The sequence below is a fragment of the Rhizobium sp. 862_C5_N1_2 genome (assembly GCF_051811205.1).
Classification (GTDB): Bacteria; Pseudomonadota; Alphaproteobacteria; order Rhizobiales; family Rhizobiaceae; genus Rhizobium; species Rhizobium leguminosarum.
On the sequence record NZ_JBPWPT010000001.1, the window covers coordinates 2,630,325 to 2,651,671 of the forward strand.

Consider the following 21,347-nt stretch of genomic DNA (forward strand, 5'->3'; position numbering starts at 1 on the left):
CATGAAAATGATCCAGGCTATCGCGCTCGCCTTTGCTCTCGGCGGCGCAGCAACAGCACATGCAGAACAGCCGCTGCAGCGCACCGATCTCATCAGGAACGATATCGACGTGCCCGGCCACGAGGCCATTCAGGTCCGCGTCGATTTCGCGCCGGGCGTTCTCGCCCCCGATCACTCACATCCTGGCGAGGAGATCGCTTTCGTCATTGAGGGAACGCTGGAATACCAGCTCGAAGGCAGACAGCCGGTTACCCTTAAAGCCGGCCAATCCCTCTTCATTCCATCAGGCGTCGTTCACTCGGCGAAGAACGTCGGCAGCGGCAAGGCTTCGGAATTGGCAACCTACATCGTCCGCAAGGGAGAGACGCTCGTCGTGCCTGCGAAGTGAGTCAGTCGTAGAAACCCGCGTCTGGATCGGGAGCCGCCGCTGCACGAAGCGCTGACCCCAGAACCTTCAGGACCGCGCCGCTTGCGTGGGAGCGCCGTTTCGCCCTTGCGGTCGCTTTCCATTCACGGCAGCATCGCCATACGGATTGATGGAATTCGCATCCCCAGTCATCTGAACCTCTCACACTCAGGAGGATTACCATGGCAACGCTGGAGCGGCCGTCCTTTATCGTCCATTGGAGCGAGATCGAACGGCCGGACGACTCGCACTATGACGATGACGACGAACTGATGAGCATTGGCGCGCCTTTCGGACGATATTTCGGTCTGGCAAAATTGGGCATTCATCACGAGCGCTTGCCGCCTGGCCGGCGCACCTCCTTTCCGCATGCCGAGAGCGCCGAGGAGGAATTCGTCTACGTTCTCGAAGGCGAGCCCGATGTCTGGCTTGACGGCCATCTCTATCGCCTGAAACAGGGCGACGCCGTCGGATTTCCGGCCGGCACCGGGATCGCCCATAGTTTCCTCAACAACACGCAAGCCGAGGTGCACCTCCTTGTCGTCGGTGAGCGCCACAAGGCCGAGAACCGCATTTTCTACCCGCTCCACCCTCACCGCCGACCGCTGCACGATGATTGGTGGGATGACCATCCCACCCACGCCCTCGGTCCCCACGATGGAATGCCGGACCTGGTGCGGGAAGCAAAGGGGCGCGGAAACAGCGAATAGATCGGCCAGGGTGATTGCTTGTCGCAATGTCGGCGTCGCGCAAAGCGGAGACCAACGCCTGCTTGGAGCTTTGACGGGTCACTGCGGTGCCTCCGCATTCAGCAGGTGGATGGTGATCTCGCGAGAAATGCCGCGATCACCGCCATCGCAATTTGCCACGGTCGACGAAAACGGGTGAGCGAAATTGTCGAGGCCAGCACCTGCCGCTGGCAGACCTGGCCGGGGGCCATAGCCATAAGAGCAACTCTTGCGCTTTCCCGACATTGAGCGAGCGAGAGCCCAGCCGTCACAACGGATCGCTGATACCGATCAAAGAGAACTTGTCGAACCATGATGGATGGTATTCAGTCCGAAGCCCCGGCGCAACCATGGCAAAACGGCATCGAGCTGTCACGGCAGATGGATGACTCAAGATGAGGGGCAATCCGCGGCGCCTAAGATTGCTCGCTTTCGCAGTATGCCGACAGCAGTCATTGCGATCGCGGCGATAAACCACACACATAGCAATCGATCGGAGCCCAAATGTCCACCGCCGCTTTGCCTGAACCGCCATACTATATGGTCAGTTTTTCCTCTCAACGAACAAAGCTCGACAACGGCTATGGCGAGATGGGTTATGCGATGACGGAACTTGCAAAACAGCAGCCAGGTTATCTCGGCTTCGAAAGTGCTCGCGGGGCAGACGGTTTCGGCATACTCATCTCCTATTGGAAGGATGAGGATAGCATTCGAGCCTGGAAATCAGTCGTCGATCACATTCAGGCGCAAAATCGCGGTCGGTCAGACTGGTATACTCGGTACGAAATCCGTGTTGCGCTCGTCACGCGAGCCTATGGATTCAATATTGAAGAGACATGAGTTGACTCGTTGAAGAATCTTGCCCCCTAAAACGTATCCTCTGTAAAGCGACGGACAAGCCTACCGCGCAAACCTGCGGGCGCCGGCGACGCAGAGGATGACGGCAACCGTCACGGCGAGCATGGCCCAGGTCACGGGCTCGTGCAGCAGGGTTGCGGCGAGCGCCAGCCCGAAGAACGGCTGGAGCAGCTGCAGTTGGCCGACGGCGGCGATGCCGCCCTGCGACAGGCCGCGATACCAGAAGATGAAGCCGATCAGCATGGAAAACAGCGAGACATAGGCAAGGCCAAGCAGCGCCGGCGCTTCGATGCCAGAGAAGGTCTCCGGCCTATGGAAAAGCGCGACCGCGACCGTCACCGGCAACGACAGCACGAGCGCCCAGGAAATCACCTGCCATCCGCCGAGCGTGCGCGAAAGCCTGCCCCCTTCGGCATAGCCGAGGCCGCAGATGACGACTGCCGCCAGCATCAGGAGATCGCCGACCGGCGAGGCCGTCAGCCCCTGCGTCATTGCGAATACCCCCACCAGCGCACTGCCGAGAACCGAAAAGAGCCAGAACGCCGGCTTCGGCCGTTCTCCGCCACGGACCACGCCGAAGATCGCCGTCGCGAGTGGCAGCAGGCCGATGAAGACGATCGAATGGGCTGACGTGACATGCTGCAGCGCCAGCGCCGTCAGCAGGGGGAAGCCGACAACGACGCCCAGCGCCACGACTGCAAGGGAGAGAATGTCACGCCGGCTCGGTCGCTTCTCTCTGAAAGCGATCAGCAGGCCAAGGGCGAGAATGCCGGCGATCGCCGCGCGCGCTACGGTGAGAAAGACCGGATCGAACTGCATCACCGCCACGCGCGTCGCCGGCAGCGATCCGCTGAAGATCACCACCCCGATAAAACCATTGATCCATCCCGATGCCATGCGGTCCATCTCGCGCTCCATGATGCGCTGCACTCCTTCATTCTCTCGCTCTTATCGGCCAACACGGATGGTTATGACAGTCACAGTCTGATACAATTTCGTCAAACTGTAATGGTGCGGAAGGCAATACGGATGAACGAAGGACGGACACGCGTGGAGATGGTTGTTGCAACAATCAGGCAGCGCATCGCCGCCCGCAGCCTGACGCCCGGCGCAAGGCTGCCCTCGGTCCGGGGGCTGGCGGCGACGTTGAAGCTGTCAACATCGACAGTCGTCGACGCTTATGAACGGTTGGTCGCCGAAGGCGCGATCCTGGCAAGACCAGGCTCGGGATTCTACGTCGCCAACCAGGCAGCGCCCTTTGCGCTTGCCGAGGCCGGACCGAAGCTCGACCGCGCGGTCGATCCGTTCTGGATATCGCGGCAATCGCTGGAGGCCGGCGAAGCCGACCTGAAGCCTGGCTGCGGCTGGCTGCCGCCCTCCTGGCTACCGGGGGAGAGCATGCGCCGCGGGCTCAGAACGCTTGCCCGCGCCGACGGGCCGGCGCTCGCCGATTACGGCTCGCCGCTCGGCTTGCCGCAACTGCGCCAGCTGATTTCCCGCCGCCTGGGTGAACGCGGGATCGAAGCCTCCCCCGACCAAATCATGCTGGCCGATTCCGGCACGCAGGCAATCGATCTGCTCTGCCGTTTCCTGCTGGAACCCGGCGACACGGTGCTGGTCGACGATCCCTGCTATTTCAATTTCCATGCGCTGCTGCGCGCCCATCGGGCAAAGATCGTTGGTGTGCCCTACACGCCGTCCGGTCCCGATATCGAAGCCTTTGCGCAAGTCGTCGCCGGTGAGCGTCCGCGGCTCTACATCACCAACTCCGCCATCCACAATCCCACAGGCGCGACGTTGTCTCCTGTTACCGCCCACCGCGTTCTAAAACTCGCCGACCAGTTCGACCTGGCCATCATCGAGGACGATATCTTCGCCGATTTCGAATATACGCCGGCACCCCGCCTTGCCGCCTTCGACGGGCTCGAGCGGGTCATTCACATCGGCAGCTTCTCGAAGACCCTCTCGGCCTCGGCCCGCTGCGGCTTCGTCGTGGCGAAACCAGAATGGATTGACGGCCTCACAGACCTCAAGATCGCCACCTCCTTCGGCGGCGGCCGGCTGACGGCGGGACTGGTGCTGAACGTCTTGAGCGACGGCAGCTATCGCAAACACATGGAGACGCTGAGACACCGGCTCTCCCGGGCGATGACCGAGGTCTCGGCCCGGCTGAAGAATCTCGGCATAACGCCCTGGCTGGAGCCCCAGGCTGGAATGTTCCTCTGGTGCCGGCTGCCCGACGGCATCGATGCGGCTGATGTGGCGCGGGCCGCATTGGAAAAGAGGATCGTTTTGGCTCCCGGAAACGCATTCAGCCTGTCGCAATCGGCAACGAATTTCATGCGCTTCAACGTGTCGCAAACGCTCGACCCGCGCGTCCTCGAGGCGCTCCGCGACTTCCTACCGAAAGAGAGGCATTAGGCACAAGGGTGCTCTTCGGCGGCAACCGTCCTCGTACTAGTGGTCATCCGCGTAAGACGCGGGGAACACAGCCGCCTGCCCGCTATGCCTCATACATATATTCATTTTTCTTTAAATGCAGAGAGTTAGAATTCGCACACGCCAAACGATCACCAAGTCTAGAACTTTGGCCTGATCATTGCTCCGAAGAAGGTGTTGCATGCGCAAGCCAAAGGTTCGAACCTCGCTGACAATCATCAATGTAACATTTGCGTTCATCTTCCTGAGCTTTGGGCTGTTTTCCCTCAGGAGCGTACAGCAGGTTAACCAGGACACGACGGCAATCGCCAAGAACTGGCTGCCGAGTGTTTCGGTAGCCCGCAATATCGGCTTCGAGCTGGAACGCATGAAGTTTGCCTACGCCAACCATATCATGTCGATCAGCGACCAGGCTATCGCCGCTGCAGAAGTAAAGATTACCTCTCAGCGCACTGAGCTTGACAATGCGATTGCAGCCTATCGGCCGCTCATATCCTCGCCGCGCGAAGGCCAATTGCTGCAGCAGATTGAGGAGCAGGCCGCGAGCTACCAGAAATCGTCCGAGCCTATGCTGGAAAAATCCCGCAAGAACGACAACGATGTTGCCAAGACGATCTTCTATTCCGACATGGAGCCATTCGTCGACCGCGCGGAAGAACTGGCCAATGAATTGCTGACGATAAACGTCAATGGCTCCGAGGCGTCCTACGAAAACAGTCAATCCACGTACTTGGGCATTCTCTGGACAACCTCGGTATTCACGGCACTCGTGATTGCGATCGTTGCTGGCGCGATCTCCTATGTGGCAATCCAGATCTCGCGTCCGATCAAGAAGATCACGCAATCGATGACCGGGCTGGCCTCTGGCGACACCGGCACGCAGATTCCCTATTCCAGCCGCACGGACGAAATCGGTGCGATGGCGGCGGCGGTTGAGGTCTTTCGGCAGACGGCGCTTGCCAAGATCAGAGCCGATGAAAATATCGAAACGAATCGAGTGCTGACGGAATCCGAGCGGCAGCGCCGCGAGCAAACGGAGCGCGCGCGGGCTGCGGCCATGGCGCAAGCCACGAACGGATTGGCAGAGAGCCTGAAGCAACTTGCCGGCGGCGATCTCACCGTTCAGATCAGCGAGCCTTTCGATGCGGATTTCGAGGGCCTGCGCGGGGATTTCAACGGCGCCGTCGCAAAACTCTGCCAGACCCTCGCCAAAGTGGCGGGATCAGCCGTCAATATCGACGGCGGCTCGAATGAAATCGCCAACAGCGCAAACGACCTGGCGAAACGAACCGAACAACAGGCAGCGGCGCTCGAGCAGACAGCCGCTGCTCTCGATGAAATCACAGCCAATGTCGCATCCGCCTCCAAGCGCGCCGAGGAAGCCCGCGAGGTGGCCGCGCAGGCGAATGCCGGTGCGACGACATCAGGTGAGATCGTAAGCCAGGCGGTCCAGGCCATGAGTCGGATCGAGCAATCCTCCAGCCAGATTTCCAACATCATCAGCGTGATCGACGAGATCGCGTTCCAGACCAATCTCTTGGCCCTCAATGCCGGTGTCGAGGCCGCGCGCGCCGGCGAGGCAGGCAAGGGATTTGCCGTGGTGGCGCAGGAGGTCCGCGAACTGGCGCAGCGCTCCGCGCAGGCGGCCAAGGAAATCAAAACGCTGATCCATGCATCGGCGGGAGAAGTCGCAGCCGGCGTCGGATTGGTCTCGAAAACCGGCGAAGCGTTGAAAACCATCGGCGAGCTGATCGTTGCCATCAACCGCCATGTCGAGGCAATCGCCGTCTCCGCCCGGGAACAATCCGTCGGCCTGGCGGAGATCAATACGGCCGTCAACAGCCTCGACCAGACCACGCAGCAAAACGCAGCCATGGTCGAGGAGGCGAGCGCCGCTTCCGCATCGCTTGCCGACGAAGGCGCCACGCTTCGCCAGTTGATCAGGCAATTCAATTTGAACGATATCGTGCAGGACAGCGCTTACGCGCGTCGCAGAACGGCTTGAGCCGGAGGACGATCGCATCACGAAGCACGGAGTCTACCGGCTTTGCGAACAGGAATGCGGGCCGCCTCCCTGCGCGACCTTCGATGCTGGTCCGAGCTAACGTTGCTGAGCAGGCGGGCTGTCGCGAAGGCGCCGCGAGAGAACAAAGTGATATCGTTCGACATTCGCGCGTATTTAGAGAATTTGACGATGTCTGATCTCGATCTCGAAACCATTCTAGGCGAACTTCGGCAGAGGGAGCCGATATTCCATCGGCGTGCCTTCGGCACGAGCCGTGACGATCTGGAAGCCATGACGGCGGAGGATTTCTTCGAGATTGGCGCAAGTGGCAGGATCTACCAGCGCGACTTCGCCATCGCTAACCTACTGGAGCGCTACCAGCAGCCGGAAAGGCATGACTGGCCCTGCCGGGACTTCTCGATCCGCCGACTCGCCGAAAACCTCTATCTGCTGAACTACACGCTGGACGAACCCGGCAGAACGACGCTCAGAACCACCATCTGGCAAAGCTCTGGCGGGAGCTGGAAGATCGTCTTCCATCAGGGAACCATTGCCGGCTGAGCCGCCAATGTCAAAATCGCGCGAGGCGTGGAATTGACGCAGCCGCCCCCTAACCCCGTCGATCATCAGAACGACCGGTGGACCGCTTTGTCATTGGCAAGGCGCGTCACGCAGCCTTCGAGCTTGGCGAGCAGCAGATCGAAGTCGAGCGGCTTCGTCAGATAGTCCGCCGCTCCGCCGCGCAGGCCGGCTAGCGTGTTTTCCCGGTCGGTCAGTGCCGTCAGCAGGATGAAGGGAATGTTGGAGAGCTCGGGATGATTGATCTGAATTTCCGCCAGAAGCTGGTGCCCGTCCATGACCGGCATCGAAATATCGCTAATGACGATATCGGGCCATTTCGACAGGATCATTTCCAGTCCCTCGGCGCCGTTCGAGGCCTCGAGCGTCCTGTAGCCGGCTTCGCTCAACTCTTCGACGAGGAGGTTCCGGATCTCGACTTCGTCTTCTATGCACAGGACTGTAACCATGAGCTCTTCCTTAAGCTGCGACTTGTTGATCCGACAATAGAAACTCTATTGGCAGAAGAATGGTAAATGTTGTGCCTTTGCCAAGCTCGCTCGTCACCTCGACGGTGCCGCCGTGTAGTTCGATAACCTGCTTGACGACGTTGAGACCGATGCCCGTCCCGGCAATGCCCGTCGCGCTGCGGGCGCGATAATAGGGCTGGAACAGCTTCGGCAGATCCTCCGCATCCATGCCGATGCCGCTGTCGGAGATGGCGATCTCCACCGTCTTGTCGTCGGCCCGGGCGCGAACATGAATGTCAGGCGCGTTGGGTGAATATTTGACGGCGTTCGAAATCAGGTTGGTGAAGACCTGTTCCATCGCGCTGCGGTCGAACGTCAATACATCCGGTATGGGCTCAAGATCGAGATGGAACACATGCGTGCGGCTGAGATGGCGCTGCCTGTCGCAGCACGTGACGAGCACCGCTTTCAGGTCACCTTCGCTCCGCTTCAGTGTGATCTGTCCGGTTTCGAGCCGCCCGCTGGCGAGGATACTCTCCATCAGATCGACCATGCGCACCACCGCACTGCGGATCACGCCGGCCTTTTCGTGAACGTAATCGCCGCTGACGTTGGTGGTCGAGCGGCAGAGCCGCTGCGCAGCGGCGTCGATGATGGCGAGCGGCGTGCGAAACTCGTGCGAGGCCATGGCGACGAACTGGCGCTGGAGCGCATTCACCTGGCGTTCGTGCACCAGCAGGCGGTCCAGTTCCTCTCTCTGCCTTTCGATCTCGGCCGTTCGATCGGCCACCATCTCTTCCAGATGGTTGCGGTGGTGGGTGAGCTGCTCTTGGCTGTCCAGCAGGGTCAGCGAGGTGCGATGCAGACCTCGTCCGAGCCAGAACACCACGGTGATCAGCAGCGCCAGGCAACCGAGCCCTGCCGGCGCGATTTGATGAAGCAGCATAAAACCGGGCAGGATAGGCGGCCACACGAGATAGCCGATCGTGCCGCCGTTATGGGACGACACCAACACTTGCGCCCGCTCGTCCTCACCTTTCGAAGGCGCGAAATGCAACCCTTCGAGCAGCGCATGATGGGCGATGTTTTCGGCAGTTTTTCCATCGATGAACTTGACCGAGATGGCGATGAACTCCTGGCCCGCCTCGATCTGCATCCTGGCCGAGCTCGGCAGAATGGGACGCGCACTGGCAATTGCCGGTCTGTTGCCGATCATAATCGTCCGAACCTTGGCCAGTTGACCAAGCGCTTCAGCGCCGGGCTTTGCAGCCCGCTCGACGAGAACGGCGCGAATCTCTCCGGCGAGAGCAGTCATTTCTTGGCCGTCGTCGTCACCGAGCCGCGGCGGCATGGCATCGGCGCCGTCACGGAAGGCGAACATCAGGCGATTGGTGTCGTCGAAGATGTAGGTTCTGTCGTGCCCGAAATACCGGTTGGTCCACTGGCCGATATTGTCGAGCAGCCACTCATGGTTCCGCTGTTTGGTATAGAGGAAGGCATCGTCCCATTTGGTGACGCTTTCCTGCTCCCGCGGAAGTGCCGCGATCTGCTCTTCCAGTCCCTGTCGGACGAAATCGGCCTGCCGACGGAGCGAGAGATCATCGACCTTCACCGCTGCGAGCCACGCAAATCCGCACAGCAACACAGCCGCCGCGCAGGTGAGCGTCACCAGGACGAACGTAATGTGCGATGTGAGCCCGACCTTCAATACCTGCAACCTTTTGATGGCGCCCGCTGCCCAGAAATTGACACGCAAAGGTTGACGGACCGTGAATTATGCGCTCCCGTGCGGGTCTGCGGCAGGTCCCCCCATAGGCATCGCAATCGTTGAAGGAGAAGCACATGGATGCTGCATCGTCGGATACATCAGGCATCAGGATCGAGCCGATCGCTGCCGTCCATATCGACAGCTTTCATCATGCGCTCGACGTGGTCGCGCGGGAGAAAAAATACCTGTCCATGCTGGAAGCAACGCCCCTGCCGCAGATGCGTGAGTTCGTGATGGACATGATTGCAAAAGGCAATCCGCAATTCGTCGCCACCGCTGAAAACCAGGTCCTCGGCTGGTGCGACATCAGCCGACATTTTTTCCCGTCCCACGCGCATCGCGGAAAACTCGGAATGGGGATTCTTCCCGCCTATCGGGGCAAGGGTCTGGGACGAAGGCTCATCGAGACGACATTGAGAGCCGCGCAGGACGCCGATTTTGCGCGGGTTGAACTCGATGTTTATGAAGACAACGCCCGTGCTATCGCTCTCTACGAAAAGATGGGATTTGCCCGCGAAGGCATCGTCCGACGTGCGGCACGCATCGACGGTCGGTTCATCGATGCGATCAGCATGGCGCTCTTGTTCGACGAGCGCGGCACGGCATAGATCCCGGTATCGCGTCGATTTCTGAATAGGCCCCCGCGAGCCCGGCTGATCAATATTTCGGCCTGAACTTGAAACAAATACCCTTTCGAGCAATTAGGCCAGCCACTCCCCTATCGGGCGAATGCCTCGAATGGATTGTCGTGGGTCAGGCGCATCAGGGTTCCGTCGTCTACGCCCCGCCGTTTCAGCTCGGGCAGCAAGACGGTGGAAAGATGGGTGTACGGTTTGGGTATCCCGCCCATCGGCAGCGCCGGATCGAACCAGCCACGGTCATGGCTCAACAACAGGCGATCGCCGCAGCCCGCCTCCAGCGCCTTGATCACCAGCTCCGCCACCTCGTTGTCTCCGCCCCGGCCGACATGGTCATACTCGATCCAGGCGCCTCGCTCGGCGACGGCGACATTATAGGCGAAGTCCTTTTCTTCCTGCGTATGGATCGAGATGAACCTGTCAGCCCTGTAGCCCTCTGCCTCGATGACATCGAGCTGATCCATAACGACCCGTCCCCTGATCGTATGACTGCCGATGACGGCGCCCGTCTGCGCCGCGGCGCGCGCGGCTGCCCGCAGGATTTTCGTCTCGAGCGCCGTCATACCGTCATCGCCGGCGCTGAGCTTGATCCAGCCTGCCTGGAACCCGGTCTCGTCGATCTGCTCCGTCAGCTCGCGAAGCATCCACGCCTCCAGCTCTTTCTCGGAAGCCTGGCGGACCCATTCGGGAATCCAGGGCTCGCGGTAATTGCCGGTGGGAACGACGATCGGAAAATCCGTCGCGAGCGACACGGCAAGATCGATATCCGCACGGCGTCCAACGCCGCCCGTCGAGCATTCGACCAGTGCCGTCACCCCGAGCTTCTTGATCCGCTCGATCTCGGGGGCCATCAACCGAACGACGTCTTCGACGTCTGCTTCGGCATAACCGGGCTGGTCCGGCGTCCTGAGGTCGACGAAGACGTGCTCATGCGGGAGGATCATCCCAAGTTCGGATCTGCTCTTAGGCCCGAGCGTCGTGCGCAGATGTTTCAAAGTCTCTCCCCCGCGATCATACCGGCTTTGCGTACAGCCTTCGACCCAAGCCTCGACACTGCCGCGAAAGTAGATCGTGACGTGATGAAATCAATCGCTCACTTGATCGAAATTCTTACGACTGACCTTGATATCGACGTCCGGCTTAGCGAGCTGACTGTCGCCGGGGGGAAGATACGCCGCATCGACTACTTCCCCATGTCAACTTGCCTCTCCCAACCCTTCGCATGGCTCAGGGCGTTCGGCCCTGCAATCGGTTCACTGGATCGATTGCTCCCGCTTCGCCGGACCGGGCCTCACCACGGTGGCGCATCGCGCTCACCCCGGCCGGCGCACCGCGCGGATCTTGCCGCTGCCGCCTCCGCCGCAGAAGAAGCAGTCGCCGCCGTCGGATTCGAGGCCGGAGACGCCGGTGCCCTCGGGCATCTCCAGCCGCTCCAGCACCTCTCCGGTTTCGGGGTCGATGCGCCTGACGTCGCTGTCATCACCCTCCCAGGTGCCGTGCCAGAGCTGGCCGTCGACCCAGGTGACGCCTGTCACGACGCGGTTGGATTCAATGGTGCGGAGGATCTTGCCGGTTTCCGGGTCGATCTGATGGATCCTACGGCCGCGGTGCTGGCCGACCCAAAGCGAGCCTTCGGCCCAGGCAAGGCCGGAATCGCCACCATTGCCCGGCGCCGGGATGGTGGAAAGGATACGACCGGACTTGGGGTCGATCTTGTGAATGACATCCTCGGCGATCTGATAGAGGAACTCGCCATCGAAGGCCGTGCCGGCATGCGATGCGACCTCGATCGAGCGCACCACCTCGCCGCTTGCGGGATCGAGCGCATTCAGCTTGTCACCCGATGCGAACCAGACGTGCTCACCGTCGAAGGTGACGCCGTTGACGCGCTCGGCACCGGGAAAAGGTCCATATTCACGGATGATCGTCGCAGCCGATTTTTTCATCTCTTCCATCCTGTTCGCCCGTAGGCCATCCTCATCAGTCAAGCCATACTAATCGCTTGGCAACGGTCCCGGGAGTAACAAGATCGTCGGGAAACCGGGTAGCGGCGGGCTCATCCAGCGCCGCGCCCGCCCGCGCCCGAACGACTGCGCCCTGCCTTCATCGGCGAGCGAATCCAGCGCCCGCTGCACGGTGCGCGGGCTGGCGCCGAGCGCGATCGCGAGCGCCGAGCTCGACCACGCCTCGCCATCGGCGAGAAAGGCAAGTACCGCCCCATGTTGACCTTCGACCAGCGGCGCCAGCACGGCGGTCTCTTCGGCACGCCGCGGCGAAAGCGCAAAGCCGCGTTTCGTCGCCGAAACCTCCGCCAGTCCCCGCAGTTCGGCGCGCAGCCGGCCGATCTCGACGCGCAGCCGGGCGCGATGCGATTCATCGGCATGTTTGCCGCGGAAGGCGCGCGCGATGAGTGTGCCGCGTGCCACATCCGTCGGCCAGGCTTCGGCAAGCGTCCGGGCGAGCGTGAAGAGCACGGGCCGCGTTGCCAGCGACACCGACAGCTGGTCGTCGCGCACGACGTGGCGGCAGGCATCGACGACAAGCGTGCCCGAACCCAGCAGCTCTTCCACCTCCTCGAGCAACAGCGGGCTTTCCCGCCAGCGCGAGATCAGCCGCGCCACCGGCGCGCTGAGCACGTGGGCGGCATTTTCCACCTCCGCCGTCAATACCGGCATACCGGCCTCGCGTGCAGCCCGCCTCGCCCGGTCGAGAGCCTCGTGCGCCGTATTCGTCTGCAGGCGCCGGATCGCGATGCCCGCGACCACCAGCTCATGAGCGGCCCTTGCCGCCGGCGGCAGCGGCGTTGGATCGAGCGTTTCCAGCGCCCGCTCAGCCTCGTCGAGCCGGCCGATTAGCACCAGCCGGCGAAGCTCGACATTCCTGGCATGGGCGGCATTGACCCTGTCGCCATGCGCTTCGAGCACCTTGCGCGCCGCTTCCAGCGCCTTGGGCGGCCAGGTGAGATCGCGCGAGACGAGCGCGATCTCGGCCTCGGCGACCACGCAGCGGGCCCGGGCCATCGCCTCCCGCGGGCCGAAGGCACGCGCCGCACTCTTCAGCAGCGCCTTGGCGCGGACGAGATCGCCGAGCTGCGCCAACGCAATGCCGCGCAGCGCCAGCGCCGGCGCATCGTCGCGCAGCGCCACCCGCTTCAGCGCGCCAAGCGCATCGCCCGCTGCCAGCGCCTGCGCCGCCGCCGTGATCAGCGAGTCCATTCAAATCCCGTCACACTTGTCACTCCCACCGTTTCTCCACCTGGCCTTAGATTTGTCGTCGACCGGCAAGCAAGCCTGCGCCGGATGCTACGACGAGAGACAGGCAAAGGAGAAGACCCATGACGGAACAGCTGAACGCAACACGCCAGCAGTGGCTGGCAGCAAGGCTCGATCTGCTCGAGGAGGAGAAGGAACTGACCCGGCAGAGCGACGCGCTGGCGATGAAGCGCCAGCAATTGCCGCGAGTGAGGATCGACAAGCAATATCGCTTCGACACCGACGGCGGCAACGTCTCGCTGAAGGATCTCTTCGGTGGGCGCTCGCAGCTTCTCGTCTATCACTTCATGTTTGGGCCGGATTATACCGCGGGATGCCCGTCCTGCTCGTCGATCGCCGATGGCTTCAACGGCTTCTTCGTTCACCTGGAGAACCACGACGTCGCCTTTTGGGCGGTCTCCCGCGCGCCGTTGGCAAAGCTCGAAGCTTTCAAGCGACGGATGGACTGGAGCTTTCCCTGGGCGTCGTCCTTTGGCAGCGACTTCAACGGCGATTTCAGCGTCTGGTTCTCTGCCGAGCAGCAGCACCAGGGCGATGTAGACTATAATTACCGCCGCGAACCGCCCGCCCCCCAACCGCTCACCGCAAGGACTGTCCAGGAGCGGCAGCCCCGCGATAGCGAGGCGCCGATCACCCAGATCGCCGCCATGACCGGCACCGATGTCCCCACCTATACCCGCGACCGCCCGGGTGTCAGCGCCTTCGAGCTCATCGACGGTGCCGTCTACCACAGCTATTCCAGCTATGCGCGCGGGCTGGACAGGTTATGGGGCATGTATCAATGGCTCGACCGCGCCCCCAAGGGCCGCAACGAAACCGGCATCTGGTGGCGCCACCACGACCGGTACGGCAAGGAGTGACGCCGATGCTGTTCTCCGCCCACACTCCAAGCAGAGGCGACGGCAACGTCGCTCTCAACGCCGCCGAATGGCTCTCGCTGGCTGCCGCCGCGGATGGATCAGCTGGGAAACCGAGCGGTGGCAGGGCTAGCCCAGGCAGCCGGATCACCGGCCGCGCCGCCGATTGGCTGTCGCTTGCAGCCGCTCCGACATTCGCGATCATGGCGGTGCTGACAGCCACGACCGGCAGCGCCGACATGATCTGCACGACAATGCCGGATGCCTTCCCGATCGGCGGAATGGTGCCGATGTACCTGCTGATGAGCGGCTTCCACTTGGCACCCTGGCTGCGGCTCGTCGCTGGCTGGCGGGGCACAAGCCCCCCATAACGCTCCACGACGCCACCGGTATCTCTTCTTCCCAGCGGGGAGAAGAGGGAGCAAGCCGCACTCCCACTCAGCCGCGTCCGGCTTTACCTGCTACCGGCGCGACCAAGTTCATGCCCTCACCTCGATAAAGTCGATCGGCCCGCCGGCAACATCGTCGTCGAAGACCGCACAGGAAAGCTTGCCGCCGAAGACGCAGCCGCTGTCGATGTTGGTGCGGTTTCCTGTCGTCACCGGGTTAGACAGCGACGGTGTATGGCCGTGGACCAGGTGCTTGCCCCAATAGTCGCTGGACTCACCGGGAGGGAACCGTAACCAGAGAAGATCGTGCTCGCTCTGCTGCTGCAGCGGAAATGCTGGATCGACGCCCGCATGGACGAAGATGCGATATCGATCAATGTGCATGAAGGGAAGATCGGCCGCCCATTGCAGATGCTGGGGCAGAACTCTGCCGCCATAGGACATTTCGGTTTCAAGTCCGCCGATGCCGATGCCGATCCAGACGTCTCTGCTGTCGCTATCGGCATAGGCAGCAACCATCAGGTCCTCATGATTGCCTTTCAGGCAGAACCATCGCCACGGGTCCGATGGACCGGCGATGATCCGGTCGAGGACGCTTTTGCTGTCAGGCCCGCGATCGACATAGTCGCCAAGGAAGACGACGGTCCCTTCAGACGCATAAGCCTCGACCCGATCGATCATCCTGTTCAGCGGATCGATACAGCCGTGGATATCACCTATGGCGAACGTGTAGCGCATGTTTCATTTTTAGCGCCTGTCGGGGGTCAGGTGAAGTCCGGATCGCCGCGGCAGATCTCAATACTGCCGACAGAAAATCCGACTCGGCCATCGAGGGTGCCGATCCGTGGATGGGTACGGGATTGCTAACCAGCCTTCTTCAACAACTGACTGGCAAGCTCGATGCAATCAACCGGCCAATATAGTTCAGGCCTTGGATGCGCGACCTTTGGGCCACACCCATCCGGTTCCGATTGTCTTCCGGGCCGAAACTGTGCGATGACCGGTCGAACCCAGATACAACGGATCAAGGTGCGGCATCGGCATGAAGAAGATTGGTTTTCTCTCGTTCGGACACTGGACGCCCTCGCCTCAATCGCAGACGCGCTCGGCCGGCGATGCGCTGCTGCAGTCGATCGACCTTGCCGTCGCGGCCGAGGAGCTCGGGGCTGACGGGGCGTATTTCCGCGTGCACCACTTCGCCCGACAGCTGGCAGCACCCTTCCCGCTGCTATCAGCCGTCGGCGCGAGAACCAGCCGCATCGAGATCGGCACTGCCGTCATCGACATGCGCTACGAAAACCCGCTCTACATGGCCGAAGATGCCGGTGCGGCCGACCTCATCGCCGGCGGCCGTCTGCAGCTCGGCATCAGCCGCGGTTCGCCCGAACAGGTGATCGATGGCTGGCGCCATTTCGGCTATGCCCCGCCCGAAGGTCAGAGCGAGGCCGACATGGCCCGCCACCATGCCGAAGTCTTCCTCGAAGTGTTGCGCGGCGAAGGTTTTGCCAAGCCGAACCCGCGGCCAATGTTTCCGAACCCGCCTGGCCTGCTGCGCCTCGAGCCGCATTCCGAGGGCCTGCGCGAACGGATCTGGTGGGGCGCCAGCTCCAATGCCACCGCCGTGTGGGCAGCCAAGCTCGGTATGAACCTGCAGAGCTCGACGCTGAAGGACGATGAGACGGGAGAGCCCTTCCAAGTCCAGCAGGCCGACCAGATCCGGGCATACCGCGAGGCCTGGAAAGAAGCCGGCCACACGCGCCAGCCTCGCGTCTCGGTCAGCCGCAGCATCTTCGCGCTGGTCGATGACCGCGACCGCGCCTATTTTGGCTACGGCAACGACGGTGAGGACAAGATCGGCTTCATCGACGAGAAGACCCGGGCGATCTTCGGTCGCAGCTATGCCGCCGAACCCGATGCCCTGATCAAGCAGCTCGCCGAGGACGAGGCAATCGCCGAAGCCGACACGCTGCTGCTCACCGTCCCCAACCAGCTGGGCGTCGAATACAACGCTCATGTCATCGAAGCCATCCTGACCCACGTCGCGCCTGCGATGGGTTGGCACTGACGCTCCGGCCACAGCTGCCGGACTCTCAAACTCGCGGATACCTCGCGCGGAACTCGCGAGGGCTGCAGCCTTCACGTTCGTGAAAAACACGCGAAAAATAAAACGGATCGTCCAGGCCGATCATGGCGGCCACCGTTTCGATCTTTTCGTCGGTGGTTGCCAATAGCTGTTTGGCATGATCCATGCGCGCCCGAAGCTGAAATGCCTTGGGAGGCAATCCGGTTTCGAGCGTGAACCGCCTGCGCAGCGTGGCCGGCGACATGCCGTGCTCGGCGGCAAAGGCTGCGAGGTCCAACGGTTGCATCGCCCTCCGCCGTAGCGTTTCCACGATTTTCGCCATGTCGGGCCTTTCCTGGCGTCGATCGGCCGCGCCGCTTGCCTGTCTGGCGGCTGATATGACGATGCGATGCAGCATCAATGCCGCCGATGCCTGCCCGAGATTGGTATCGTCAAGCAGATCGGCATGAAGCTTGCCGAACAGCCGGACCACCTCATCGAGATGATGCAAAGCCACGACGGGATGTCGCTCGGAGATGATCCTCATCCTCACGAAGTCCCGCATGAAAGATCCTTCGAAAAGCGCCCAGCGCTCGTCCCAGCCGCCTTCGTCGGGGCCATAGGAATGCACCCGGTTGGGAAACAGCCAGAACAATGCAGGTCCGGTCAGGCTCAGCCGGCCGCTGGCGGCGGTTTCTAGCCAGCCCTGCCCGCGCTCTACCAGGACGACGGCGAAACTCGGCAGTTTTCGCTCCGTCACCGCGCGGCGGGCCTGCTGCCTGCCGCTGCCGGTGACAGCAAGTCCGCCGGCAGCGGCAGGCGGCGTTCTATAGATGGCTTCGGTGTTTCTCATGATGAGCGAAAAGTCCAGGTATGAATTTCCTCTATGTCGGTTGGCGCGCAGGATCAGGTAATTGACGACAAACCAACTCAAGCGACGGAGGAGCGAAATGTCAATTGCTGCTGAGGCCATGCAGGTCAGAAGGCCGGAATTTACCCTTGCCGCCCATGGCAAGACCTTGCCTGCGGAGCGAACGGGCTGGCTCACGCCGACCGATCCCGCCATCGGCGTCGACGCCATCCGCCGCCGCTACCAGGACGATGGCTATGTCTGGCTGAAAGGCCTTCTGCCGAAGGCTGGCGTGATCGACTTCCGCCGCTGGGTCCTCGAACATCTCGCCGAAACCGGACTGATCGAGCCCGGCAGCGATTTTTCCCTTGGCATTGCGTCTGCCGGTGACTTCGACAGGAGCCTGGCGGATCGCCGCCTGATGTCGCTCGTCCGCTCAGCCGCCTATGAAGGCTTTTGTGCGCAACCGCCGCTCGCCCGCTTCATGGACGATTTCCTGCAGGGCATTTCCTATCTGCATAAGCGCAAGCTCATGCGTTTCGTCCAGCCGGGATCGTCGACGGCCACGCCCGCCCACTATGATCTCGTCTATCTCCGCGGCGGCACCAGCCGCCTGGTGACGGCCTGGATTCCAATCGGCGACATCCCCACCGAGATGGGCGGCCTGGTTTACCTCGAAGGCTCGCACGCGCTGGGCGTCAAGATGGAAGCCGAGTTCCGGGCCAGGAGTGGCGATCTTTCCCCGGACGAGCGGATCAGCGCCTATAACAGCCACATGGCGGAAGGCGGCTGGGTGTCGAAGGATCTCCCGGATATGGCGGAGCGCTTCGACACCCGCTGGCTCGCGGCCGATTATGAGGCCGGTGACGTGGTGCTCCACTCTCCCTACATGATCCACGCCTCGACCACCAATCAGGACCGCAGCCGGCGGCTGCGCCTCTCCACCGACATAAGATATCAGAATGTCGACGACGAGATCGACGTCCGATGGAACAACCACTGGAGCCTCGGCGACATGCTGTAGCCCGGCTTTCCAGTGCCCATCTTTGACCTGCTATCCGGTGCGATGGCCGCTATGGCAGGTTGATTGGCGAAGGGACGTCTACATAGAAGCGAAGCGTGGGGACCTTACTGCCGCGATGGGCGTTGATGGTCCGGGCCTTGAACGATCCCATGACTGCCCGACTTATTGATGTAGCCGAACCGCTCGAGTTGCCTCATGCCGCGTACGAACCTGAACGATATCCTGATCTTCATGGCCGTCGTCGATGCGGGGAGCTTTATCGCCGGCGGCCAAGCCATGGGCTTGTCCCGTTCGGCGGCTGGCAAGGCAGTCATCCGCCTGGAAGACCGGCTCGGCGCGCGTCTGCTCAACCGCACGACGAGGACGCTGAGCCTGACCGACGAAGGCCGGATGTTCTACGAGCGCGGGCTGCAGATCCTTGAATCGGTCGACGAGGCGGAGGCGAGCGTGGCAGGGCAGAACAGCACGCCGCGAGGCATTCTCAGGCTCACCGTTCCCGATGCCTTCGGGCGGCTCGTCATGCTGCCCCTGCTCGAAAAATATCTTCGGGCCTGGCCCGACATCCAGGTCGAAGTGAGCTTCACCGATCGCCCGGCCGACATCGTCGAGGACGGCTTCGATCTGGCAATCCGGATCGGTGCGACGGCGACGGACACCGGCCTGATCGCGCGCACGGTCGCCAGATACAAGGCGCGGCTCTGCGCCTCGCCGTCTTACCTTGCCGAGCGTGGTGAGCCGGGCGATATCGACGATATCACGGCCCACGACTGCCTGATCTTTGCCAGCCGCAATCAAAGGCAGGGCTGGCGCTTTCGCGGGGAAGGCGGTCCCTGGGTCAAAGCGCAAGGGCGCAGCCGTCTGAGGCTCGACAGCGCAGAGGCGATCCGCGACGCCGCCCTGGCGGGACTAGGGATTGCCCTCCTTCCCGATTTTCTCGTCGCCGATGATCTCCTCGCCGGGCGCCTCCGGCAGGTCCTGCCCGGCCTCGAAACTGACGACGCAAAGATCGTCGCTCTCTATCCCGACAAGCGCCTGCTGGAACCGCGTGTCCGCCGTTTCATCGATCTGATGGTCGAGGAGCTTGGGCACCTGGGCCAGGCAAGCAACCGCGACGCTAGCTCTGGGTGATAGGCTTGTCGAAGCCGCGGAAGCTCTTCAGCGCCAGGGGAAAGAGCGTTGCGGCGAGATAGGCGAGCCCGGTGAGCGAGAGCGCCGCGGCAAGGCCGATCATGCTGATCAGTGCGCCGCCGACGAGGCCGCCGAAGGGGATGAGCGCGAAGCAGAGGGCGGCGTTCATCGCGGTGACACGGCCGGTCAGCGGCTTGGGGATGCGCTCGAAGATCACCGCCGACAGGATCGGATTGAGGAAGCCCGAGGCAAATCCCGCGATTGTCAGGGTGAGGAAGATGAGGGAGAGCGGCGCATCCAGCGCAATAACGAGAAAGCGCGGAAATCCGGTCAGCAGGAAGGCCACGGTATAAACCATCAGGCGCGGCATCCGCTCGCCGATCGCAGCGGCAATCGCAGCACCCGCGATCGAGGCGCCGGTGAAGGCCGAAAACATCGCCCCCAGCAATTCCGGGCCATGGCCTGAGCTCTGCGTCCAGACGGGCAGCAGCACCGCGTGATAGGCCTGGTCCAGCAGGTTGGTGGTCGCCACCATGATGACAATGCTGACGAGCACCGCGTCGCCGCGCAGAAAGCGCCAGCCTTCCCTGAGATCGCCGAGATAGGACGACATCCCGCCCGGCCGGGCCTCGGGCGCGTCGCGTAGCTCAGACATACTCCTGAGCCGGGGGATGCCCACTCCAACGATCAGCGCCGCGGCAGCGAAGGTAATGGCATTGACGACGAGCGCCTGGCCCGGGCCGATCAAGCCGATCAGCGCTCCGGCACCCGCAGCACCCGCCGTTGAGGCCAGCCGCTCGATGGCGCCGACGACGCCGGTCACCCGCTCGATCGGCACGGCCGCCAATTCGGCAATATCCGGCACCATCGCCTGTTTGGCAGCATCGGATGGACCGCGCAGCACACCCATGGCAAAGACAACAGGCAGCAGCAGCGGCATAACAAGCAGGCCGAACCAGTCGAGCATCGGCACCAGCATCACCACGGCCACCGAAGCGATGTCGCAGACGACAGCGATGCGCTTCGGGCCGACGCGGTCGATCAGCGGCCCACTGAGCGCCTTGGCGGCGACATAGGGCAGCATCTCCATCATCGCCGTCAGCCCTGTTAAAACGGGGCTGCCGGTCGTGCTCAGCACCAGCCAGGGAATAGCGATGGTCGACAGCCGCGTGCCGGAAAGCGAAAGCGTCTCGGCCGCGGCAAGCGCCAGGAATGGCCCGCCCTTCTTCATGACCCATCATCCCCCTCGCGATGCGGGAGCCGGCCCGGATAGGGAAAGGCGTGCAGCATGATAGAGAAAGGAACCATATCCGGGGGTGCCAGCTCTCCCAAAGGCGGCGCCACCCGCATCGCTTCGAGAATGATATCGGTCAGCCGCCTGGTCAGGGCTTCGGCCTGTTCCGCCGTCATCGGGATGATGATGTCGCTGGCCGTACTCGCCTTGCGCCATTCCGCCGGCAGTTCGGCATATTCCTCCAGCGCCTGCTGCATCTGGCCGACCTGCAGAGAGAGTATCGCCTGGTTGAAGGCGAGATCGAGATCCAGCGCTTCGCCCTCAACCTCGCTTGCCGGCACCGAGGTGAGCTCGTGGCTGGCGCGCCACCAGCGGTCGCGCCGCGAAGCATGCGGCGCTTCCTCGATGAATCCGTACTGGGCGAGCTGACGCAGGTGATAGCTGGTCGCGCCGCTATTGAGCCCGAGCCGCGCCGCAAGCTGCGTCGCGGTGGCGGGGCCATCGACCCGCAGCATGCCGAGCATGCGCAGCCGGACAGGATGCGTCAGCGCCTTCAGCGCGGTTGGATCGGGCACGACACGGCTGAGGGTGCGGGGTGCGGTGACGGATTGAGCAGGCTGCGGGCGCGGATTTTTCATGCCGGAAGCATACTATTGCAAAG

Annotated in this window: 22 protein-coding genes; 12 read left to right on the plus strand and 10 right to left on the minus strand. The window is 62.4% G+C overall.

What is annotated here, in order from left to right:
* Nucleotide 1: 1 nt before the first annotated feature.
* From ACD590_RS13275 to ACD590_RS13285, 3 genes are all read left to right on the plus strand, one after another.
* On the plus strand, nt 2-388 hold the full coding sequence (locus ACD590_RS13275; protein ID WP_130729196.1) for a cupin domain-containing protein: 387 nt from the start codon (nt 2-4) through the stop codon (nt 386-388).
* 200 nt (nt 389-588) lie between these two features.
* Nucleotides 589-1,116 (plus strand): cupin domain-containing protein, encoded by a 528-nt coding sequence (locus ACD590_RS13280; protein WP_018242692.1) that lies wholly within the window; start codon nt 589-591, stop codon nt 1,114-1,116.
* Nucleotides 1,117-1,638: 522 nt separating this feature from the next.
* Complete coding sequence (locus ACD590_RS13285) at nt 1,639-1,974, plus strand: antibiotic biosynthesis monooxygenase family protein (RefSeq protein WP_018242693.1); 336 nt, start codon at nt 1,639-1,641, stop codon at nt 1,972-1,974.
* Between the two features lie 60 nt (nt 1,975-2,034).
* Here ACD590_RS13285 and ACD590_RS13290 read toward each other — a convergent pair whose 3' ends face one another.
* Entirely contained in the window at nt 2,035-2,898 is an 864-nt protein-coding gene (locus tag ACD590_RS13290; RefSeq protein WP_439003534.1) for a DMT family transporter, read from the minus strand.
* A 102-nt stretch (nt 2,899-3,000) separates the two neighbouring features.
* On the opposite strand from ACD590_RS13290, the gene ACD590_RS13295 reads away from it, so the two are divergent.
* The 3 genes from ACD590_RS13295 (at nt 3,001) to ACD590_RS13305 (ending at nt 6,997) form a co-directional block, all read left to right on the plus strand.
* Nucleotides 3,001-4,413: a PLP-dependent aminotransferase family protein gene (locus tag ACD590_RS13295; RefSeq protein WP_439002738.1), complete on the plus strand. Its 1,413-nt coding sequence runs from the start codon at nt 3,001-3,003 to the stop codon at nt 4,411-4,413.
* A gap of 199 nt (nt 4,414-4,612) precedes the next feature.
* The gene (locus ACD590_RS13300; protein ID WP_439002739.1) at nt 4,613-6,436 is read left to right on the plus strand and encodes a HAMP domain-containing methyl-accepting chemotaxis protein; all 1,824 of its coding nucleotides are present in this window, start codon (nt 4,613-4,615) and stop codon (nt 6,434-6,436) included.
* A 189-nt stretch (nt 6,437-6,625) separates the two neighbouring features.
* On the plus strand, nt 6,626-6,997 hold the full coding sequence (locus ACD590_RS13305; RefSeq protein WP_439002740.1) for a DUF4440 domain-containing protein: 372 nt from the start codon (nt 6,626-6,628) through the stop codon (nt 6,995-6,997).
* A gap of 65 nt (nt 6,998-7,062) precedes the next feature.
* Here the strand turns inward: ACD590_RS13305 and ACD590_RS13310 are convergent, their stop codons facing one another.
* A complete protein-coding gene (locus ACD590_RS13310; protein WP_018242699.1) occupies nt 7,063-7,464 on the minus strand; it encodes a response regulator in 402 nt (133 codons plus the stop codon).
* A gap of 10 nt (nt 7,465-7,474) precedes the next feature.
* Nucleotides 7,475-9,220, minus strand: coding sequence for an ATP-binding protein (locus ACD590_RS13315; RefSeq protein ID WP_439002741.1), 1,746 nt, complete (start codon nt 9,218-9,220; stop codon nt 7,475-7,477).
* Between the two features lie 86 nt (nt 9,221-9,306).
* Here ACD590_RS13315 and ACD590_RS13320 point away from each other — a divergent pair, with 86 nt between their 5' ends.
* Entirely contained in the window at nt 9,307-9,840 is a 534-nt protein-coding gene (locus tag ACD590_RS13320) for a GNAT family N-acetyltransferase (protein WP_439002742.1), read from the plus strand.
* A 110-nt stretch (nt 9,841-9,950) separates the two neighbouring features.
* Here ACD590_RS13320 and ACD590_RS13325 read toward each other — a convergent pair whose 3' ends face one another.
* The 3 genes from ACD590_RS13325 to ACD590_RS13335 form a co-directional block, all read right to left on the minus strand.
* On the minus strand, nt 9,951-10,865 hold the full coding sequence (locus tag ACD590_RS13325) for a phosphotriesterase family protein (RefSeq protein ID WP_439002743.1): 915 nt from the start codon (nt 10,863-10,865) through the stop codon (nt 9,951-9,953).
* A gap of 318 nt (nt 10,866-11,183) precedes the next feature.
* A complete protein-coding gene (locus ACD590_RS13330; RefSeq protein ID WP_115157653.1) occupies nt 11,184-11,816 on the minus strand; it encodes a Vgb family protein in 633 nt (210 codons plus the stop codon).
* A 48-nt stretch (nt 11,817-11,864) separates the two neighbouring features.
* On the minus strand, nt 11,865-13,085 hold the full coding sequence (locus ACD590_RS13335; RefSeq protein ID WP_439002744.1) for a helix-turn-helix domain-containing protein: 1,221 nt from the start codon (nt 13,083-13,085) through the stop codon (nt 11,865-11,867).
* Nucleotides 13,086-13,204: 119 nt separating this feature from the next.
* Here ACD590_RS13335 and ACD590_RS13340 point away from each other — a divergent pair, with 119 nt between their 5' ends.
* Nucleotides 13,205-14,002, plus strand: a complete 798-nt coding sequence (locus tag ACD590_RS13340) for a DUF899 domain-containing protein (protein ID WP_439002745.1) — start codon at nt 13,205-13,207, stop codon at nt 14,000-14,002.
* A 5-nt stretch (nt 14,003-14,007) separates the two neighbouring features.
* Nucleotides 14,008-14,370 carry a hypothetical protein gene (locus ACD590_RS13345; RefSeq protein WP_439002746.1) on the plus strand — a complete coding sequence of 121 codons (363 nt, stop codon included), beginning with the start codon at nt 14,008-14,010 and terminating at the stop codon, nt 14,368-14,370.
* A gap of 108 nt (nt 14,371-14,478) precedes the next feature.
* Here ACD590_RS13345 and ACD590_RS13350 read toward each other — a convergent pair whose 3' ends face one another.
* A complete protein-coding gene (locus ACD590_RS13350; RefSeq protein ID WP_439002747.1) occupies nt 14,479-15,126 on the minus strand; it encodes a metallophosphoesterase family protein in 648 nt (215 codons plus the stop codon).
* 304 nt (nt 15,127-15,430) lie between these two features.
* Between ACD590_RS13350 and ACD590_RS13355 the strand changes: the two genes are divergently transcribed.
* A complete protein-coding gene (locus tag ACD590_RS13355; RefSeq protein WP_439002748.1) occupies nt 15,431-16,453 on the plus strand; it encodes an LLM class flavin-dependent oxidoreductase in 1,023 nt (340 codons plus the stop codon).
* A 25-nt stretch (nt 16,454-16,478) separates the two neighbouring features.
* On the opposite strand, the gene ACD590_RS13360 is transcribed toward ACD590_RS13355, so the two are convergent.
* The gene (locus ACD590_RS13360) at nt 16,479-17,303 is read right to left on the minus strand and encodes a helix-turn-helix transcriptional regulator (RefSeq protein WP_027683884.1); all 825 of its coding nucleotides are present in this window, start codon (nt 17,301-17,303) and stop codon (nt 16,479-16,481) included.
* Between the two features lie 97 nt (nt 17,304-17,400).
* Here ACD590_RS13360 and ACD590_RS13365 point away from each other — a divergent pair, with 97 nt between their 5' ends.
* Together ACD590_RS13365 and ACD590_RS13370 are read left to right on the plus strand one after the other, a co-directional pair.
* Nucleotides 17,401-18,324, plus strand: coding sequence for a phytanoyl-CoA dioxygenase family protein (locus ACD590_RS13365; RefSeq protein WP_439002749.1), 924 nt, complete (start codon nt 17,401-17,403; stop codon nt 18,322-18,324).
* Between the two features lie 195 nt (nt 18,325-18,519).
* Nucleotides 18,520-19,452, plus strand: coding sequence for a LysR family transcriptional regulator (locus ACD590_RS13370; protein ID WP_439002750.1), 933 nt, complete (start codon nt 18,520-18,522; stop codon nt 19,450-19,452).
* On the opposite strand, the gene ACD590_RS13375 is transcribed toward ACD590_RS13370, so the two are convergent.
* Nucleotides 19,439-20,683, minus strand: coding sequence for an MFS transporter (locus tag ACD590_RS13375; protein ID WP_439002751.1), 1,245 nt, complete (start codon nt 20,681-20,683; stop codon nt 19,439-19,441). The two genes, ACD590_RS13370 and ACD590_RS13375, sit on opposite strands and share 14 nt — an antisense overlap.
* A complete protein-coding gene (locus ACD590_RS13380; protein WP_028732770.1) occupies nt 20,680-21,324 on the minus strand; it encodes a winged helix-turn-helix domain-containing protein in 645 nt (214 codons plus the stop codon). Before ACD590_RS13380 ends, ACD590_RS13375 begins: the two co-directional genes overlap by 4 nt.
* Between the last annotated feature and the right edge of the window lie 23 nt (nt 21,325-21,347).

What these genes read in the sequence shown, in the direction of transcription:
- ACD590_RS13330 (WP_115157653.1), bottom strand. Translation starts at nt 11,816, where the DNA reads ATGAAAAAATCGGCTGCGACGATCATCCGTGAATATGGACCTTTTCCC.
- ACD590_RS13365 (WP_439002749.1), top strand. Translation starts at nt 17,401, where the DNA reads ATGTCAATTGCTGCTGAGGCCATGCAGGTCAGAAGGCCGGAATTTACC.
- ACD590_RS13285 (WP_018242693.1), top strand. Translation starts at nt 1,639, where the DNA reads ATGTCCACCGCCGCTTTGCCTGAACCGCCATACTATATGGTCAGTTTT.
- ACD590_RS13380 (WP_028732770.1), bottom strand. Translation starts at nt 21,324, where the DNA reads ATGAAAAATCCGCGCCCGCAGCCTGCTCAATCCGTCACCGCACCCCGC.
- ACD590_RS13320 (WP_439002742.1), top strand. Translation starts at nt 9,307, where the DNA reads ATGGATGCTGCATCGTCGGATACATCAGGCATCAGGATCGAGCCGATC.
- ACD590_RS13300 (WP_439002739.1), top strand. Translation starts at nt 4,613, where the DNA reads ATGCGCAAGCCAAAGGTTCGAACCTCGCTGACAATCATCAATGTAACA.
- ACD590_RS13305 (WP_439002740.1), top strand. Translation starts at nt 6,626, where the DNA reads ATGTCTGATCTCGATCTCGAAACCATTCTAGGCGAACTTCGGCAGAGG.
- ACD590_RS13335 (WP_439002744.1), bottom strand. Translation starts at nt 13,085, where the DNA reads ATGGACTCGCTGATCACGGCGGCGGCGCAGGCGCTGGCAGCGGGCGAT.
- ACD590_RS13350 (WP_439002747.1), bottom strand. Translation starts at nt 15,126, where the DNA reads ATGCGCTACACGTTCGCCATAGGTGATATCCACGGCTGTATCGATCCG.
- ACD590_RS13290 (WP_439003534.1), bottom strand. Translation starts at nt 2,898, where the DNA reads ATGGACCGCATGGCATCGGGATGGATCAATGGTTTTATCGGGGTGGTG.
- ACD590_RS13310 (WP_018242699.1), bottom strand. Translation starts at nt 7,464, where the DNA reads ATGGTTACAGTCCTGTGCATAGAAGACGAAGTCGAGATCCGGAACCTC.
- ACD590_RS13375 (WP_439002751.1), bottom strand. Translation starts at nt 20,683, where the DNA reads ATGAAGAAGGGCGGGCCATTCCTGGCGCTTGCCGCGGCCGAGACGCTT.
- ACD590_RS13275 (WP_130729196.1), top strand. Translation starts at nt 2, where the DNA reads ATGAAAATGATCCAGGCTATCGCGCTCGCCTTTGCTCTCGGCGGCGCA.
- ACD590_RS13345 (WP_439002746.1), top strand. Translation starts at nt 14,008, where the DNA reads ATGCTGTTCTCCGCCCACACTCCAAGCAGAGGCGACGGCAACGTCGCT.
- ACD590_RS13370 (WP_439002750.1), top strand. Translation starts at nt 18,520, where the DNA reads ATGCCGCGTACGAACCTGAACGATATCCTGATCTTCATGGCCGTCGTC.
- ACD590_RS13295 (WP_439002738.1), top strand. Translation starts at nt 3,001, where the DNA reads ATGGTGCGGAAGGCAATACGGATGAACGAAGGACGGACACGCGTGGAG.
- ACD590_RS13355 (WP_439002748.1), top strand. Translation starts at nt 15,431, where the DNA reads ATGAAGAAGATTGGTTTTCTCTCGTTCGGACACTGGACGCCCTCGCCT.
- ACD590_RS13280 (WP_018242692.1), top strand. Translation starts at nt 589, where the DNA reads ATGGCAACGCTGGAGCGGCCGTCCTTTATCGTCCATTGGAGCGAGATC.
- ACD590_RS13340 (WP_439002745.1), top strand. Translation starts at nt 13,205, where the DNA reads ATGACGGAACAGCTGAACGCAACACGCCAGCAGTGGCTGGCAGCAAGG.
- ACD590_RS13360 (WP_027683884.1), bottom strand. Translation starts at nt 17,303, where the DNA reads ATGAGAAACACCGAAGCCATCTATAGAACGCCGCCTGCCGCTGCCGGC.